The organism is Cryptosporangium aurantiacum (assembly GCF_900143005.1).
Taxonomy (GTDB): Bacteria; Actinomycetota; Actinomycetes; order Mycobacteriales; family Cryptosporangiaceae; genus Cryptosporangium; species Cryptosporangium aurantiacum.
Genome location: NZ_FRCS01000005.1, coordinates 477,482 through 493,240, shown reverse-complemented (window position 1 = coordinate 493,240; position 15,759 = coordinate 477,482). Strand labels below are relative to the sequence as shown.

Sequence of the window (15,759 nt, the reverse complement as noted above, 5' to 3'; positions counted from 1 at the left end):
GGATAAAAGTGGCGCCCGGCGGTAAACATGACCCGTATGGGTCAGTCGGAACAACAGGTCATCGAGCGCAGCACGACGGGGCAGCCGTCGGCGGACCGCAGGCTGCTGACGCGCCTCCTGCTCGCGCTGGTCGCCGCGTGCGCGGCCGCGGTGCCGGTGGCGCTGCTCGCGATCGTGGTCAAGAACGTCGACTGGCCGGTCGCGCGGCTCGACCTGTCGATCGCCCGCGGCCTGAACGAGTACGCCGCGGACAACCCGTGGTTCGTCGACGTCCTGGACTGGATCTCCACGGTCGGGCACCCGGCCTCGTTCCGGATCGGCGCCACCGTGGCCGCGCTCTGGCTGCTCGCGGTGGATCGGCCCCGGCTCGCGCTCTGGACGTTGGTGACGACGTGGGGTGGCGCGCTGCTCGGCGTCCTGCTCAAGCTCTTGGTCGCGCGGGCGCGGCCGGTCCTGCCGGAGGCAGTCGCACACGCGGACGGCTACTCGTTCCCCTCCGGGCACGCGCTCGGCGCGTTCGTCGGCTGTGCGGTTCTACTGCTGTTGTGGCTGGACGCGGAGCGGCCCGAGCGGAAGGCGATCCCGTGGGTGGTGGCCTGCCTGGGCACGGTGGCGGTCTGCTTCTCCCGCCTGGGCCTGGGCGTGCACTACTTCAGCGACGTCGTGGGCGGCTGCGTCGTCGGCCTCGGTTGGGTGGCCGCGACGACGATCGTGTTCCAGGTGTGGCGCCGGGAGTCCGGCCTGCCCGCGGCGGACGTGGTGAACACCGGCATCGAGCCCGAACGCGCGGAGAAGGACGTCGACAACCGGCCGCTGCCGCGCTGGCGGGCGGCGCCGGCGGAGATCGCGAGGGCCCTGCCTCGCCTGGTGCCGTTCTGGATCGGCCTGGTCGTGGTCACTGCGGGTGTCGGGTGGCTGGTGACGAAGGTCTTCGGTGAGTCCGTGCTGGGCGACGTCGATCGCGAACTCCCGGTCTGGTTCTCCGACCACCGCACGACGACGCTGGACGATCTGACCGCTTTCGGGACGCTGCTCGGCGAGACCACGACGATCACGATCGTCACCGCGGTCGCGTTCTTCTTCGCCCGGCTGCTCTACCGGCGCTGGCTGGAGCCGGTTGTCATCCTGCTCGCGGTGGTCGGCGAAGTGTGGGGTTTCGTGCTGGTGGCCTGGTTGGTCGACCGGTCGCGCCCGCCGGTGCCGCAGCTCGACATCGCGCCTCCGACCAGCAGTTATCCGTCCGGGCACACCGCGGCGACCGTCGCCTGTTACGGCGTGCTGGCGGTGCTCGCCGCGCGCCGGACCCGGGTTCCGCGGCCCTGGCTGTTCGCCGGCGTCGCGCTCGCGGCCGTCGTCATCGGGGTCTGCCGGATCTACCGCGGCATGCACCATCCGACGGACGTCGTGGCCGGAGCGGCGTACGGCGCGGTGTGGCTGACGATCGTCGTGGTGGTCCTGTTGCGGAAATCACCTCAGCCCGAGGGGTTTACTGTCCGAAAGGTCAGCACTTAGCGCCGAACGTAGCTCTCTGTCATGCCGACGTCAGTACTGCAGTAGTCACTTGGGTAACCTCGGCCCTATGTGTGGAATCGTTGGCTACACGGGCCCGCGTCGTGCGGTGGACATCGTGGTGGAAGGCCTCCGTCGGTTGGAATATCGGGGGTACGACTCCGCCGGTGTCGCGGTGGTCGACTCCGCAGCCGGAGGCGGGGGCCGGATCGGCCTGGAGAAGAAGGCCGGCAAGCTGGCCAACCTGACGGCGGCGTTGGCAGAGCCCGACAGCCCGGTGGGGCCGAGTGACGCGGGCACCGCGATCGGTCACACCCGGTGGGCCACCCACGGTGGGCCGACCGACCGGAACGCGCACCCGCACCTGTCGGCCGACGGCAGCATCGCCGTGATCCACAACGGGATCATCGAGAACTTCGCCGCGCTCCGTACCGAGCTCGAGGACCGGGGCGTCGAGTTCCGCTCCGACACCGACACCGAGGTCGCCGCGCACCTGGTGGCCGAGGCGTACTGGTCGCTGGACGGGCAGAACCTCGGCCACACCAGCACCGACGACACCCCGGGCCGGCTGGCCGAGGCGATGCGCATCGTCTGCCGCCGTCTGGAGGGCGCGTTCACGCTGCTCGTCGTCCACCGGGACGTGCAGGGCGTCGTCGTCGGCGCGCGCCGCAACTCGCCGATGGTCGCCGGCCGTGGCCAGGGCGAGAACTTCCTCGCCTCCGACGTGTCCGCGTTCATCGAGTACACCCGCGAGGCCGTCGAGCTCGGCCAGGACCAGGTCGTCGAGGTCACCGCGGACGGGATCGTCGTCACCGACTTCGCCGGTGGCGCCGCCGAGGTGCGCGACTACCACGTCGACTGGGACGTCTCGGCCGCCGAGAAGGGCGGCTACGACTACTTCATGCTCAAGGAGATCGCCGAGCAGCCCCAGGCGATCGCCGACACGCTGCGCGGACGCCTGACCGAGCACGGCGAGATCTCGCTGGACGAGGTCCGCCTCTCCGACCAGGACCTCCGCGACATCGACAAGATCTTCGTCATCGGCTGCGGCACGAGCTACAACGCCGGGCTGGTCGGCAAGTACGCGATCGAGCACTGGACCCGGATCCCGGTCGAGGTCGAGCTCGCCAGCGAGTTCCGCTACCGCGACCCGGTGCTCGACCGCTCGACGCTGGTCATCGCGATCAGCCAGTCCGGCGAGACGATGGACACGATCATGGCGCTGCGCCACGCCAAGGAGCAGAAGGCGCGCGTCCTGGCGGTCTGCAACACGAACGGCTCGACGATCCCGCGTGAGTCCGACGGTGTGCTCTACACGCACGCCGGGCCGGAGATCGCGGTCGCCTCGACGAAGGCGTTCGTGACCCAGATCATCGCGGTCTACCTGGTGGGCCTGCACCTCGCGCAGATCCGTGGCATCAAGTACTCCGACGAGGTCGCGGCGATCGTCGACCAGCTCAAGGCGACGCCGGACGCGGTCGCCGAGGTGCTCACCACGATGGAGCCGGTGCGGAAGCTGGCCCGGGACCTGTCCGGGTCGCAGCAGGTGCTGTTCCTCGGACGGCACGTCGGGTTCCCGGTGGCGCTGGAGGGTGCGCTCAAGCTCAAGGAGCTCGCGTACATGCACGCCGAGGGCTTCGCGGCGGGCGAGCTGAAGCACGGTCCGATCTCGCTGATCGACGACGGGGTACCGGTGGTCATCACGGTGCCGTCGCCGCGCGGCCGGAGCCTGCTGCACGACAAGATCGTGTCGAACATCCAGGAAGTGCGGGCCCGGGGCGCGCGGACGATCGTGATCGCCGAAGAGGGCGACCACGCGGTCGAGCCGTACGCCGACCACATCATCCGGGTGCCGCGGACGACGACGCTGCTGGCGCCGCTGACGACGGTGGTGCCGCTGCAGGTGCTGGCGTGCGAGATCGCCGCTGCCCGCGGCAACGACGTCGACCAGCCGCGCAACCTGGCGAAGTCGGTCACGGTCGAGTAGTCGGCGCGCGCTTCGACACCAAACCGGCTTTTACGGGCCCGTAAAAGCCGGTTTGATGTCGGTCGAGGGCGGCGCGCCCTACGGCGCGATCGCGCCGCCCCGCGGCGCGCCCGGCCCGCGGCGCGTCAGCGCCTTAGGGACCAGCCGCCGTCGGAGCTGATCACCTGGCCGGTGACCCAGCCGCCCTCGGGCCCCGCGAGCCACGCGATCAGGTTCGCGGCGTCCTCGGGGCGTCCCCAGCGCCCGAACGGCAGTTTCACGTCGTCCAGCACCGCGTCGGACGCCCACCCGGTGTCGGTCGGGCCGGGGTTGACGCAGTTCACGGTGCTGTGCGGGGCGAGTGCGGCGGCGAGGCTCGGCGTCATGCCGGCGAGCGCCGCCTTGCTCGCCGCGTACGGGATCTCGGCGGGCATCGGCCCGTGCACCTGCCCCGACGTGAGCAGCACGACCCGTCCGGTGGTGTCCGCACCCGGGGTGGCCAGTTCCGCAGCCGCTGCGCGAACCGCGGCGAACTCCTTCACGAGCAGCAGCGTGGAGCGCGTGTTGACCGCGTACGACAGGTCGATCTCGGACGCGGTCAGCTCGGACAGCGGCGCCCACGGCACCGACCGCGCGTGGTTGGCGACCACGATGTCCAGGCCGCCGAACTCGTCCAGCGCCGAGCTGACGAGCGCGCGCGGCGCCGCCGGGTCCACCAGATCGGCCACCGCGACGGCGACGCGGGCGCCGTCCGAGGCCAGCGAGGACGCCAGCGAACGCAGCCCGTCGGCGTCCGCACCCCAGGGCTGCTCCGCGTCGTGCGGCTCCCACCCGTGCAGCAGGACCGCGGCCCCGTCAGCCACCAACCGGCGGGCGATCGCGGCGCCGATGCCGACTCGGCGGCTGGCGCCGGTGACCAGGGCTACGCGTCCAGAGAGAGGTGCCACGCCAGCCACCGTGCCACCAACCGCGGCCGACATGCCAGGGTGTAGGCGTGATTGTCAGCGTCGGCATCGATGTGGTGCTCGTCGAGCGGTTCGCCACGGCCGTGGCGCGCACGCCGCTCCTCCTCGATCGCCTGTTCACGGCCGGGGAACGGCTGAGTCGGTCGGGCCATCCGCGGTCGCCGGAGTCGCTCGCGGCGCGGTTCGCCGCCAAGGAGGCCGTCGCGAAGGCGCTCGGCGCGCCGCGCGGCCTGGCGTGGCACGACTGCGAGATCGTCCCGGACGCCGACGGCCGCCCGTGGCTGACCGTGACCGGTACGGTCGCCGAGGTGGCCGCGCGGATGAAGATCACCCGCTGGCATCTGTCCCTTTCGCACGATGGCGGCATCGCGTCGGCGATGGTCGTCGCGGAGGCAGCGTGAGCGAGAACGTGCTGACCGGCGCCTGGCCGGTGAAGGCGATCCGGGCCGCCGAGCGCGAAGCGATGGCGCACCTCCCGTCCGGCGGGCTGATGCGCCGCGCCGCCGCCGGGCTGGCGCGGCGCTGCGCGGCTCTGCTGGCCGACGCGGGCGGCGTCTACGGAGCGCGGGTCGTCCTACTGGTCGGCGGTGGTGACAACGGCGGTGACGCGCTGTACGCGGGGGCCGCGCTCGCCCGCCGGGGTGCGGTGGTGCGTGCGGTCGCTGGTGTGCAGGACGAGCGGGTGCACCGGGCCGGGCTCGCCGCACTCCGCGCCGCCGGTGGCAGGCTGGTCGAGCTCACCGATCTCCGCGACCGGCCGCCGGTCCTTGTCGTCGACGGGCTGCTCGGCATCGGTGGCCACGGGGGACTGCGCCCGGACGCGGCCCGGCTCGCGTCCGCCGCCGACGAGTGGCGCGCGAACGGGGCGGTGCTGGTCGCGGTCGACCTGCCCAGCGGCGTCGACGCCGATACCGGTGAGGTCGCGGGCGCGGCGATTACCGCCGACGTCACGGTCGCGTTCGGCAGCCTGAAGACCGGGCTGCTGGCCGGTGACGGCGCGGTGCGGGCCGGTCTGGTCGAGGTCGTCGACATCGGCCTGAGCTTTCCGGAACCGCCCGCGGCCCGGCTGGTCACCGCCGAGGCGGTCAGCGACTGGTGGCCGCGCCCCGGCCCGAACGACGACAAGTACACCCGCGGCGTCGTCGGCATCGCGGCCGGGTCCGAGCAGTACCCGGGAGCGGCGATCCTGAGCACCGGTGGCGCGCTGTCCGGCCCGGCCGGATACGTCCGGTACGCCGGTGCGGCCCGCGATGCGGTCCGCACGGCGCACCCCGAGGTCGTCTCGGCGCGGTCGGTGGCCGAGGCCGGTCGGGCGCAGGCCTGGGTGGTGGGCTCGGGCCTCGGTACTGACGACGACGCGGCGGACGCCGTCCGCTGGGTGCTTTCCACGGACCTACCGGTGCTGCTGGACGCCGACGGGCTGACGATCGTCTCCCGTGATCTGCACCTGCTGCGCGACCGTAGGGCGCCGACCGTCCTCACGCCGCACGACCGGGAGTTCGCGCGGCTCGCCGGCGACGTCGGCCCGGACCGCATCGACGCCGCCCGCCGCGCCGCGCGGGACCTCGGCGCCACCGTCCTGCTCAAGGGCTACCGCACGGTGATCGCCGGCCCGGACGACGGTCCGGCGTACGTCGTGGCGGCCGGCGTCCCGGAACTCGCCACCGCAGGCACCGGCGACGTCCTCTCCGGAGTGATCGGTTCGCTGCTGGCCGGTGGGCTCGCCCCTGCCGAGGCGGCAGCGGCCGGCGCGTTCGTCCACGGCATCGCCGGGCGCCTCGCGAGCGAAGCCGGCCCGGTCGTCGCGTCCCGGGTACTCGGGCGGCTCCCGGAAGCGGTTGGACGCGTCGTGTCATAACGGACGGACAGCCGTGGGGTAACGATCGCGGATCTCCCCATCGACCGGTGGTGTTGATACCTACCCTCGGTGTATGCGGCGTTCCTACTTCGCGGGCCTGGCGACGGGCCTCGCCGCCGTGCTCGTGGTGGTGCTCGTCGTCCTGTTCTTCCAATGGCTGGGGGCGGAGAAGCCGCTCGCCCTCCCCGGCGGTGACTCGTCACCCCGCGAGGACACCGGCGGCCACGCGCGTTCCTTCCCGCCGAACCTGCCACCGGCACCCGCCCCGGTCGTGCCGCCCTCCCCGATCAAGGAGGGTTGCACCTGGGTGATCCCGCACGTCGAGCAGGCCATCGCGCTGCTCGACACGCTGCCGACGATCAACCCCGACATGCCGGCCTGGAAGCAGGTCCACGCCGACCTTCAACTCGACGCACAGCGGGCTCCCCTGGCGATGCGGCCGCACATCCGCATCGTCGACCGGGCCGTCGCACAGGCGCTGTACTGGTTCGCCACCAGCGACCCACACCCGTTCATCCAGATCGCGGAGGCTCGCGCCGCCGCCGACGAGTTGCGCCGGATGTGTGACCAGCCGCCGCTGCCCCCGGCGCCGAGGACGCCGGAAGCGCCGTCCCCCAGCCCCACACCCACGCCCACACCCACGCCGAGCCCGACGCCGACGATCCCGCCCGACGTCCGCGTCTAGCCCGCCCCACGGCGCGCGGAGCAGCCCTTGCGGCCAACCCGCGGCCGTGGGCTGCCCCGCGACCGCTGCGAGCGCCTGGGAGACTGGGTTCCATGGTGCAAGCGGAAGCGGTGATCGACCTCGATGCGATCCGCGCGAACACCGCCTACCTGGCGGAGCGCGCGGCAACCCGGTCGGCGGCGACGATGGCCGTGGTCAAAGCAGACGGTTACGGCCACGGCGCGGTGCCGTCGGCCCGCGCGGCGCTCGCCGGCGGTGCGACCTGGCTCGGCGTGTCCACGGTCGGTGAGGCGCTCGAGCTCCGGGCCGCAGGCATCGACTCTCCGCTGCTCAGCTGGCTCAACGCGCCGGGCACCGACTTCACCGCCGCGGTGGTGAGCGACGTGGATCTGGGCGTGCCGAGCATCCCGCTGCTGGACGACGTCGTCGCCTCCGCGAAGCGAGCCGACCGGACGGCCCGGGTGCACCTGAAGGTCGACACCGGACTCGGGCGCTCCGGGGCGACCCCGGCCGACTGGCCGGATCTGCTCACCGCGGCGGCGAAGGCGACGGCGGAGGGCACGGTCGAGGTGGTCGGTGTCTGGAGCCACTTCGCCTGCGCCGACGAGCCGGGCCACCCGTCGATCGCCGCACAGATCGGTGTGTTCCATGAGGCGCTGGAGGTCGCTGACCGGCACGGCGTCCACCCGCAGCTGCGGCACATGGCGAACTCGGCGGGCACGCTGACGCTGCCGGAGGCCTACTTCGACCTCGTGCGGCCCGGGGTGTCGATCTACGGGCTCTCGCCGAACCCGGGCCACGTGCCGGCCGAGGCGCTCCGGCCCGCGATGACGCTGCGCGGCCGGGTGCTGATCGCCAAGCGGGTACCGGCCGGACATGGCGTCTCGTACGGGCACACGTACCACACGAGCGCGCCGACCACGCTCGCCGTGGTCCCGCTCGGCTACGGCGACGGCGTCCCACGGCACGCGAGCAGCGTCGGCCCGCTGCTGCTCGGCGGGGTTCGCCGCCGTATCGCTGGCCGGGTCTGCATGGACCAGTTCGTCGTGGACGTCGGCGACGACCCGGTGTCCGACGGCGACGAAGCCGTCCTGTTCGGTCCCGGCGACCGGGGCGAACCCACCGCCGACGACTGGGCGGAAGCGGTCGGCACGATCAACTACGAGATCGTCACCCGAATCGGTGCGCGGGTGCCCCGCACATACGTCGGGGCAGGAGCGTAAGCGTGGCGAAGAGTGACCCGAAGGCCGCGCAGGCGGCCGCCAAGGTGGCGACCGAGAGCCTGGCCAAGGGCGGGATGACGGCCGCGTTCGGCCTGGCCGGTGCGCTGGTCGGGGCGCTGGCCGCCGGTGCCGCTGCCGGCGTCGCCGCGGAGCGGTTCGCGGTACGCCGACGCCGCAGGGCTGGCGATCCGTACGCCGACGAGCCGTTCGGCGCGCTGCCGTACGACAGCGCGCAGGTCGTCACCGCCGACGGCGTCGACCTCTACGTCGAGATCGTCGAGGCCGACGGCGAGCCGGATCTGACCGTGATCTTCGTGCACGGCTTCGCGCTGGACATGGGGACCTGGCACTTCCAGCGGCGGGTGTTCACCGGTCACGAGGACCCGCGGCTGCGGATGGTCTTCTACGACCAGCCGGGCCACGGCCACTCGGGGCCACGCCCGGACGGTGACTACACGATCGACCAGCTCGCCGACTCGCTGGCCGAGGTGATCGCCAAGGTCGCGCCGGACGGGCCGCTGGTGCTGGCCGGCCACTCGATGGGCGGCATGACGCTGATGGCGCTCGCCGAACGCCATTCCGAGCTGGTGCTCGACCGGGTGGTCGGGGTCGCGCTGATCTCCACGTCGGCCGGTCACCTCGACGACGTCGCGCTCGGGTTCCCGCCGATCGTCGCGTGGCTGCGCGGTGCGCTCACCCCGACGCTGGCCAAGGTGCTGCGCTGGCAGCCGACGATGGCCGAGCGCGGACGCCGGTCCGGCAGCGACCTGGCCTACCTGCTCACCGAGCGCTACGGGTTCGGCACCTCGAACCCCAGCCCGGCGCTGGTCGAGTACGTCGAGCGGATGAACGACGGCACAAAGGTCGAGGTCATCGCCGGGTACCTGGCCACGCTGTCGCAGCACGACCGGTACGCGGCGCTGGAGGCGTTCGCGGACCTGGAAACGCTCGTCGTCTGTGGGGACCGCGATCAGCTCACCCCGGTCGAGCACACCCGCGAGATCGCGAACCTGCTGCCGAAGGCGGCGCTGCTGGAGATCCCGGACGGCGGCCACTGCACGCTGATGGAGCACGCCGACGCCACTAACGACGCGCTCGCCCAGCTGTTCCAGCGCGCCGCGGCGGTGGCGGCCGGGCGGCGTCCCACGACGGCGCCCGAGCGAACCGAGGTCTCGGCCGCGAAGCAGCGCCGTGGGTGGGCGCGTCGGGCCGGGAAGCAGCAGCGGCGTGCGCTGGATCGGATCCTCCGCCGGAAGGGTGCCTGATGGAACTCACGACGCCCGACGACACCCGGGCGCTGGGCCGTACGCTGGCGCCGCTGCTCCGCGCCGGTGACCTGATCGTGCTGGTCGGCCCGCTGGGGGCCGGGAAGACCCAGCTCGCGCAGGGGATCGGTGCCGGGCTCGGCGTCCGCGGTGCGATCACCAGCCCGACGTTCGTCATCTCCCGAGTGCACCCCCCCGACCCGACCCGCGGCGGTCGGCTTCCCCTTGTCCACGTGGACGCCTACCGCCTCGGCGGTGTCGCGGAGGTCGACGACCTCGATCTGGACGCCGACGTGGACTCCGCGGTCACGGTGGTGGAGTGGGGCGCCGGGCTCGTCGAGCAGCTGACCGACGGTTACCTGGAGATCCGCCTCGACCGGGACGACGAGACCGAGGTCCGCACCGCCACGTTGGTGCCGCACGGCGGTGACTGGGCCTCGCGGCTGACCGAGCTAGGCGCTCTCTCGGGGAAGTAGCCGGATCATCGGCACCGCGCCGAGCAGCGAGGCGGCCGAGGCCACCGCGAACACCGCGGCGACCGACACGGCAGCGATCAGCGCACCGGCGATCGCGGCCCCGATCGAGCTGCCGACCAGGAACGCGGTGATCAGCCAGGCGAACGCCTCGGTCACCGTGCCGGTCGGCGCGAGGCGGTCGATCACCAGGAACACCAGCGTGATGATCAGCGGCAGGAACAACCCGCTGACGACGCTCAGCACGAGCGCGAGCGGGAACACGCCGGACGTCGTCGGGACAAAGGCGAGCGGCAGGTAGCCGACGCCGAGCCCGCAGAGCAGCCAGGGCAACACCCGGCCCGGCGACACCCGCTCGGACCGGCCGGAGAACCAGACGCCGCCGATCAGCGCACCGCTGGCGTTCGCCGCGACCAGCCAGGTGGCCCAGCCCCGGTCCCCGGATGCTTCGCCGAACGCGGCCGCCGCGACCGGGAACGTCCCGACGGTCAGGCCGACCAGCAGCATGCCGAGGTAGACGCGGCGCAACCGGGGCGGACGCAGTGCTCCGGCCCAGTGCCGCTCCTCGACCTCCTCCGGACGCCAGCCCCGTGACTGCGGAGCAGCCGCGAACCAGAGCGTGCCGACCAGCCCGATCGCCGCGGCCGCGTACAGGCCGCCTGCCGAGCCGAAGCTCCCGGCGACGAGCACCAGCAGCGGGCCGGTGACGAACACCAGCTCCTGCGAGGCGGCGTCCAGCGCGTAGACCCGGGGAACATCCGGCGCGGGCAGCACGGTCGGCCAGATCGCCCGGAGCCCGGGTTCCACCGGCGGTGTGGCGACGCCCGCGACCACGGCGACCACGATGCCGCCGACCGTGCCGACGAACGGCAACAGCGCGAGGGCGACCGAACACGCGACCCCCGCGCCGACGATCACCCGGGTCTGGCCGGTGCGGTCCATCCAGCGGGCGAGGACCGGCCCGCCGATCGCCGAGCCCGCGGTGTACGCGGCGGCGAGCAGGCCCGCGACCCCGTAGCCGGCCGATTCGCCGCGGCTGAAGAGGACGAGCGCGACCGGCACCATGCCGGTCGGTAGGCGTCCGAGCAGGCTGGACGCGAGCAGGCGCGCCACGACGGGCCGGCGGAGCAGCGCGAACGGGGACGTGGGGACAGCAGTCTGCGACATCGGGCTTCCCGGGGAGACGAAGGGGCAGGGGTCTACAGACCCGCTGCTCCTGGGAAGTCGCCGCGCTCGCGGTCGTCGCCGTAGAGCGGCAACTGGACCTCGAGCGAACGCATGCCGCGAGTATGCCGTATCGGCGGAGGGCTGCCACTCATTAGAGTTTCCCTATCTGTTCAGTAGGGAGGATCTGACGATGAGCGTGACCGACGATCTGCTGGCCAACGCCGAGCGTTACGCCGCGAACTTCGACAAAGGTGACCTGCCGCTGCCGCCCGCCCTGGGCGTCGCGGTGCTCGCGTGCATGGACGCCAGACTCAACCCGTACGGCGTGCTGGGGCTGAAGGAGGGCGACGCGCACGTCATCCGGAACGCGGGTGGCGTCGTGACCGCCGACGAACTGCGCAGCCTGGCGATCAGCCAGCGGCTGCTCGGAACCACCGAGATCATCCTGATCCACCACACCGACTGCGGCATGCTGACGTTCACCGACGACGAGTTCAAGGCGTCGATCCAGGCCGACACGGGGCTCAAGCCCGCGTGGGCCGCGGAGGCGTTCAGCAACCTCGAGGACGACGTCCGGCAGTCGATCGCCCGGATCAAGGCCGACCCGTTCATCCCCCGTAAGGAGTCCGTCCGCGGCTTCGTCTACGACGTGGCCACCGGCAAGCTCGCGGAGGTGCCCGCCTAGCTGGGCAAACTCCTGCGCCGGGCGCGGCGCGATGGCACCATGCTGTCAATGACTGATGACACGGTCATTGATTCCTCGCCGTCGCCGCCGCCGTCCGGAGGTCCCCCTTGCCGCTCACCGTCGCCTCGATCCTCGCCGAGACCGCCGCTCGGCGTCCGACCCACCCCGCGCTGGTCCTCGGCGATCTGCGGCTGCCCTACGCCGCCGTCTGGGACCAGGCCAAGCGGTACGCAGCGGTCTTCCGCGCCCAGGGCATCGGCCCTGGTGACCGCGTCTCGATCCTGATCCCGAACACGCCGCACTTCGTCTTCGCGTACTACGGCGCGGCGGCGCTCGGTGCCGTCGTCGTCCCGGTGCACGCGCTGCTGCGGGCCGAGGAGATCGAGTACGTCCTGCGTGACTCCGGATCCAAGCTGTTCGTCTGCGCGGGCCCGCTGCTCGGTGAGGGCGCCAAGGGTGCGGAACTCGCCGAGGTCCCGCTGCTCACCGTTTTGGGAGACATGGGCCCGCAGACCGACGCTCCGCGTCTCGACGAGCTCGCCCAGCAGACCGAACCGGTCCGCACGTACGAGCAGGCCGAGCCGGACGACGTCGCGGTGATCCTCTACACGTCGGGCACCACCGGCAAGCCCAAGGGCGCGATGCTGACCCACCTCAACATCGTGATGAACGTGGACTCGAGCGTGATCTCCTCGTTCGACACCAGCCCGGACGACGTCGTGCTCGGCTGTCTCCCGCTGTTCCACTCGTTCGGCCAGACCGTCTCGATGAACGTGACGTTCCGCGCGGGAGGGACGCTGGTGCTCATGCCGCGCTTCGACGGCCCGGGTGCGCTGGCGCTCATGCTCAAGGAGAAAGTCACGAACTTCATCGCGGTCCCGACCATGTACATGGGGCTGCTGGACGCGATGAAGCAGTCCGAGAGCGACGAGAAGCCCCCGCTGCGCCTGGCGATCTCGGGCGGCGCGTCGCTGCCGCTGACCGTGCTGGAGGAGTTCGAGCAGGTCTTCGGCATCCCGGTCTACGAGGGTTACGGGCTGACCGAGACGTCGCCGGTCGCGACGTTCAACCAGAAGGGCTGGCCGACGAAGCCGGGCACGGTCGGACGGCCGATCTGGGGTGTGGACGCCGAGATCGCGCGGCCCGAGATCGAGGAGCGGATCGAGCTGCTGCCCACCGGCGAACTGGGCGAGATCGTGATCCGCGGCCACAACATCATGAAGGGCTACCTCAACCGTCCGGAGGCCACCGCCGAGGCGATCGTCGACGGCTGGTTCCGCACCGGTGACCTGGGCACCAAGGACGGGGACGGCTACATCACGATCGTCGACCGCAAGAAGGACATGGTGCTGCGCGGCGGGTTCAACGTCTACCCGCGCGAGGTCGAGGAAGTCCTCATGCGCCACCCCGACGTCGCGCAGGTCGCGGTCATCGCGGTTCCGCACCCGACGCACGGCGAGGAGGTCTGCGCGGTGATTGTCCCGACGGCCGGTTCGACGCCGGACGCCGAGCAGATCATCGGGTGGGCGAAGACGCACCTGGCCGGCCACAAGTACCCGCGGATCGTCGAGTTCGTGGACGCGTTCCCGCTCGGGCCCAGCGGCAAGGTCCTGAAGCGCGAGCTGAAGACCCAATTCGGCTGATAAACACCGCGAACGCCGCCGACCAGGGGTTTAGTCGGCGGCGTTCGGTGTGGGTCGATGGTGCAGGTGGAGGCGCCTGATCCGGACGATGGTTGCCGATCCGTAATCGAAGAGTGATGCGGCCCCGGCTGAGCGTCTGACAAAACAGTGGAGCTTCGTACCGGAGTGACCGGTACGAAGCTCCACTGGTTACGTGAGGCCTAGGCCTCGATCTGCAGGTTGTTCAGGACGTACTCGCAGCCGGTCTTGATCTGCGACTCCTGGTCCGCCCACTGGCAGCGAACCTGGATCTCCTTGGTGCCGTTGAACATGAAGTAGCTGTAGGCCTTCGCGGTACCGAAGTCGAACTGGTAGAAGTACCCCTTGTACCCGTTGTAGGTCACGTTCTGCCGGGTAGAGGGGTCCTGCCCGATTCGCCGGACCAGGCCGTCGAACTCGGTCTCCAGCTGCGAGTCGCTGACCGTGCTGGTGTCCGCCGGGAGCGTGTACGAGTCGAGGATCAAGAAGTCGTTCTCCTCGGTCGCGGTCGTCGCCATCGCCGCCGTGTACTCGCTGCTCGCCCCGGTCGACTCCGAGCTCGGAGCGGTGACCTCCTGGAAGCCCGCGGGCAGCCGGGTGGTGAACGGCGCGCCGGCCGGGGCGACCTCGGGACGGCTGGTGTCGATCGACGGGCCCGCGCTCGGGGCCGCCGAGGTGGGGCCACTCGACGGCAGGCCGGAGATCGGCGCGCTCGGCGTCGGGTCCGCGGTGTCGTCGGTGTCGGTCTTCGAGATCAGCCAGGTACTGACGCTGCAGACCGCGATGATGATGACGACCACCGCGACGATGCCGCCGACGATGATGCCGGTCTTGCTCTTCTTCGGCGGGGCCGGCGGCGGGAAGCCGCCGGGGGCGCCGTAGGCAGCAGCGGGGTTCGCGTACGGGTCCGCCGGAGGGGCGTACGGGTCCGCGCCGTACGCACCGGCGCTGGGGTTGCCGTAGGCGCCTGCGCTCGGGTTGGCGTACGGGTCACCCGGGGGTAACTGGGAGGTGGGGTTCGCCGGCGGCTGCTCGTACGGCACTCCAGAGGTGGGCTGGCCGTACGGGCCACCGGAGCCCGGCTGGTTGTACGGAGAGCCGGACTGGGGCTGGTTGTACGGGGTGCCGGACGACGGCGTGCCGTACGGGTTGCCGGGCTGTCCGTACGGGTCGGACGGCTGCTGCCCATAGGGCTGGTTCGGGTCGTAGCTCATGCGACGACCTCGCTCACGCTGTTGTCGACGCCCCGGGTCATCCGACCCGGTTCGAGCCAGCCGATCATCATCCCTACCTCGTTCCGTTCTCTCCGGTTGATTTGTCCAGCGCGCTCATGGGGGGCGCTGGGTGGAAACCGAGAGGCCACTCGTACTTTGGGCTCACCAGCCCCGATTCCCACCAAGAATGCTGTGTCGGCGACTTTTCCGGTGTGCCGATGCCGACGCAAACAGTGTCGCGTACCGGACACAGTTGTCGCACAGTCGGTCAAGCACCAGGGGCTGTCCCGACCTTCAATCGAGACCGATCGTCGGTGGTGCGTGTCAGCCGATCGTGAGCGTTGCGAGCAAGTCGTCGCATCCACGAATGATCTCCACCTTGTGGTCGGCCCATCGGCAGAGTACTTGCACTGCGTCGGTGCCCTTGAAGACGAAGTAGCTGTAGGCCTGCGCCGTGGCGAAGTTGAAGTCGTACCGCAACGCCGAGTAGCCGTTGACCGTGACCTCGGTCCGGGTTTTCGCGTCGTGGCCCAGCGTGGTGACGACCTTGTCGAACTCGTCGCGGAGCGTCTCCGCGCTCAGCGTTCCGGTGTCGACGGCCAGCGGCACGCCGTTGGTGACCAGGATGTTCGTCGTGTCGGCGGTGTTCAGGCCCGCGGCGGCCGTGTGCGGCTCGGAGTTGCGGAGGTCGCTCGGCGCGGCCACCTGTACGTAGCCGGTCGGTACCTGCCAGTCGTACCGGGCTCCGGCGGGACGGACCGTCGGGCGGTAGGGGGTCGCGGACGGCGTCGGGCTGCTCGACGGGGTGGCCGACGTGGACGGAGTCGCGGAACGGCTCTGCTCGCCGATCGCGACCAGGACGCCTCCGAATCCGCACGCGGCGACGAGCGCGATCGGTACCAGGACCGCGGCCACGATCCCCACGACGACCCACGCTCTGTTGCTCCGGCGTGGAGGTGGTGGTGGCGGCGGGATCGGCGGTTCCACCAGCGGATACGCCGGCGGGGCGTACTGCTGTGGCTGCTCGGGGTACGGATCGTAGAGCTCGTAACTCACGTCGGCCTGCCCGTCTGGCGTCGGTCCCCGCC

At 71.5% G+C, this 15,759-nt stretch carries 14 protein-coding genes; 10 read left to right on the top strand and 4 right to left on the bottom strand.

Going from position 1 to position 15,759, the window contains the following annotated elements; all coding sequences use genetic code 11:
• Positions 1-36: 36 nt before the first annotated feature.
• A complete protein-coding gene (locus tag BUB75_RS19910) occupies positions 37-1,512 on the top strand; it encodes a phosphatase PAP2 family protein (protein WP_073259027.1) in 1,476 nt (491 codons plus the stop codon).
• A 67-nt stretch (positions 1,513-1,579) separates the two neighbouring features.
• The gene (glmS, locus tag BUB75_RS19905; protein ID WP_073259026.1) at positions 1,580-3,496 is read left to right on the top strand and encodes a glutamine--fructose-6-phosphate transaminase (isomerizing); all 1,917 of its coding nucleotides are present in this window, start codon (positions 1,580-1,582) and stop codon (positions 3,494-3,496) included.
• Between the two features lie 125 nt (positions 3,497-3,621).
• Here glmS and BUB75_RS19900 read toward each other — a convergent pair whose 3' ends face one another.
• Positions 3,622-4,455 (bottom strand): SDR family oxidoreductase, encoded by an 834-nt coding sequence (locus BUB75_RS19900; protein ID WP_073259025.1) that lies wholly within the window; start codon positions 4,453-4,455, stop codon positions 3,622-3,624.
• A gap of 14 nt (positions 4,456-4,469) precedes the next feature.
• On the opposite strand from BUB75_RS19900, the gene BUB75_RS19895 reads away from it, so the two are divergent.
• The 6 genes from BUB75_RS19895 to tsaE all read left to right on the top strand — a co-directional run bounded on the left by BUB75_RS19895 (position 4,470) and on the right by tsaE (position 9,947).
• Positions 4,470-4,841 carry a holo-ACP synthase gene (locus tag BUB75_RS19895; RefSeq protein ID WP_073259024.1) on the top strand — a complete coding sequence of 124 codons (372 nt, stop codon included), beginning with the start codon at positions 4,470-4,472 and terminating at the stop codon, positions 4,839-4,841.
• Positions 4,842-4,852: 11 nt separating this feature from the next.
• Positions 4,853-6,298: an NAD(P)H-hydrate dehydratase gene (locus BUB75_RS19890; protein ID WP_425430893.1), complete on the top strand. Its 1,446-nt coding sequence runs from the start codon at positions 4,853-4,855 to the stop codon at positions 6,296-6,298.
• A 73-nt stretch (positions 6,299-6,371) separates the two neighbouring features.
• On the top strand, positions 6,372-6,983 hold the full coding sequence (locus BUB75_RS46350) for a hypothetical protein (RefSeq protein ID WP_073259023.1): 612 nt from the start codon (positions 6,372-6,374) through the stop codon (positions 6,981-6,983).
• Between the two features lie 92 nt (positions 6,984-7,075).
• On the top strand, positions 7,076-8,206 hold the full coding sequence (gene alr / locus BUB75_RS19880) for an alanine racemase (RefSeq protein WP_073259022.1): 1,131 nt from the start codon (positions 7,076-7,078) through the stop codon (positions 8,204-8,206).
• Positions 8,207-8,208: 2 nt separating this feature from the next.
• Positions 8,209-9,471, top strand: coding sequence for an alpha/beta fold hydrolase (locus tag BUB75_RS19875; protein WP_073259021.1), 1,263 nt, complete (start codon positions 8,209-8,211; stop codon positions 9,469-9,471).
• The gene (gene tsaE, locus BUB75_RS19870; protein ID WP_073259020.1) at positions 9,471-9,947 is read left to right on the top strand and encodes a tRNA (adenosine(37)-N6)-threonylcarbamoyltransferase complex ATPase subunit type 1 TsaE; all 477 of its coding nucleotides are present in this window, start codon (positions 9,471-9,473) and stop codon (positions 9,945-9,947) included. Before BUB75_RS19875 ends, tsaE begins: the two co-directional genes overlap by 1 nt.
• Here tsaE and BUB75_RS19865 read toward each other — a convergent pair.
• Positions 9,924-11,111 carry an MFS transporter gene (locus BUB75_RS19865; protein ID WP_073259019.1) on the bottom strand — a complete coding sequence of 396 codons (1,188 nt, stop codon included), beginning with the start codon at positions 11,109-11,111 and terminating at the stop codon, positions 9,924-9,926. The two genes, tsaE and BUB75_RS19865, sit on opposite strands and share 24 nt — an antisense overlap.
• Positions 11,112-11,301: 190 nt before the next feature.
• Between BUB75_RS19865 and BUB75_RS19860 the strand changes: the two genes are divergently transcribed.
• Positions 11,302-11,796, top strand: a complete 495-nt coding sequence (locus BUB75_RS19860) for a beta-class carbonic anhydrase (RefSeq protein ID WP_073259018.1) — start codon at positions 11,302-11,304, stop codon at positions 11,794-11,796.
• Positions 11,797-11,903: 107 nt separating this feature from the next.
• Positions 11,904-13,439: a long-chain-fatty-acid--CoA ligase gene (locus tag BUB75_RS19855; RefSeq protein ID WP_073259017.1), complete on the top strand. Its 1,536-nt coding sequence runs from the start codon at positions 11,904-11,906 to the stop codon at positions 13,437-13,439.
• Between the two features lie 200 nt (positions 13,440-13,639).
• Here BUB75_RS19855 and BUB75_RS45325 read toward each other — a convergent pair whose 3' ends face one another.
• Together BUB75_RS45325 and BUB75_RS19845 are read right to left on the bottom strand one after the other, a co-directional pair.
• Positions 13,640-14,671: a hypothetical protein gene (locus BUB75_RS45325; RefSeq protein WP_073259016.1), complete on the bottom strand. Its 1,032-nt coding sequence runs from the start codon at positions 14,669-14,671 to the stop codon at positions 13,640-13,642.
• A 324-nt stretch (positions 14,672-14,995) separates the two neighbouring features.
• Positions 14,996-15,727, bottom strand: coding sequence for a hypothetical protein (locus BUB75_RS19845; protein WP_073259015.1), 732 nt, complete (start codon positions 15,725-15,727; stop codon positions 14,996-14,998).
• Between the last annotated feature and the right edge of the window lie 32 nt (positions 15,728-15,759).

Coding starts and splice junctions, on each gene's coding strand:
- BUB75_RS19910 (WP_073259027.1), top strand. CDS start 37: ATGGGTCAGTCGGAACAACAGGTCATCGAGCGCAGCACGACGGGGCAG.
- glmS (WP_073259026.1), top strand. CDS start 1,580: ATGTGTGGAATCGTTGGCTACACGGGCCCGCGTCGTGCGGTGGACATC.
- BUB75_RS19900 (WP_073259025.1), bottom strand. CDS start 4,455: ATGTCGGCCGCGGTTGGTGGCACGGTGGCTGGCGTGGCACCTCTCTCT.
- BUB75_RS46350 (WP_073259023.1), top strand. CDS start 6,372: ATGCGGCGTTCCTACTTCGCGGGCCTGGCGACGGGCCTCGCCGCCGTG.
- alr (WP_073259022.1), top strand. CDS start 7,076: ATGGTGCAAGCGGAAGCGGTGATCGACCTCGATGCGATCCGCGCGAAC.
- tsaE (WP_073259020.1), top strand. CDS start 9,471: ATGGAACTCACGACGCCCGACGACACCCGGGCGCTGGGCCGTACGCTG.
- BUB75_RS19865 (WP_073259019.1), bottom strand. CDS start 11,111: ATGTCGCAGACTGCTGTCCCCACGTCCCCGTTCGCGCTGCTCCGCCGG.
- BUB75_RS19860 (WP_073259018.1), top strand. CDS start 11,302: ATGAGCGTGACCGACGATCTGCTGGCCAACGCCGAGCGTTACGCCGCG.
- BUB75_RS45325 (WP_073259016.1), bottom strand. CDS start 14,671: ATGAGCTACGACCCGAACCAGCCCTATGGGCAGCAGCCGTCCGACCCG.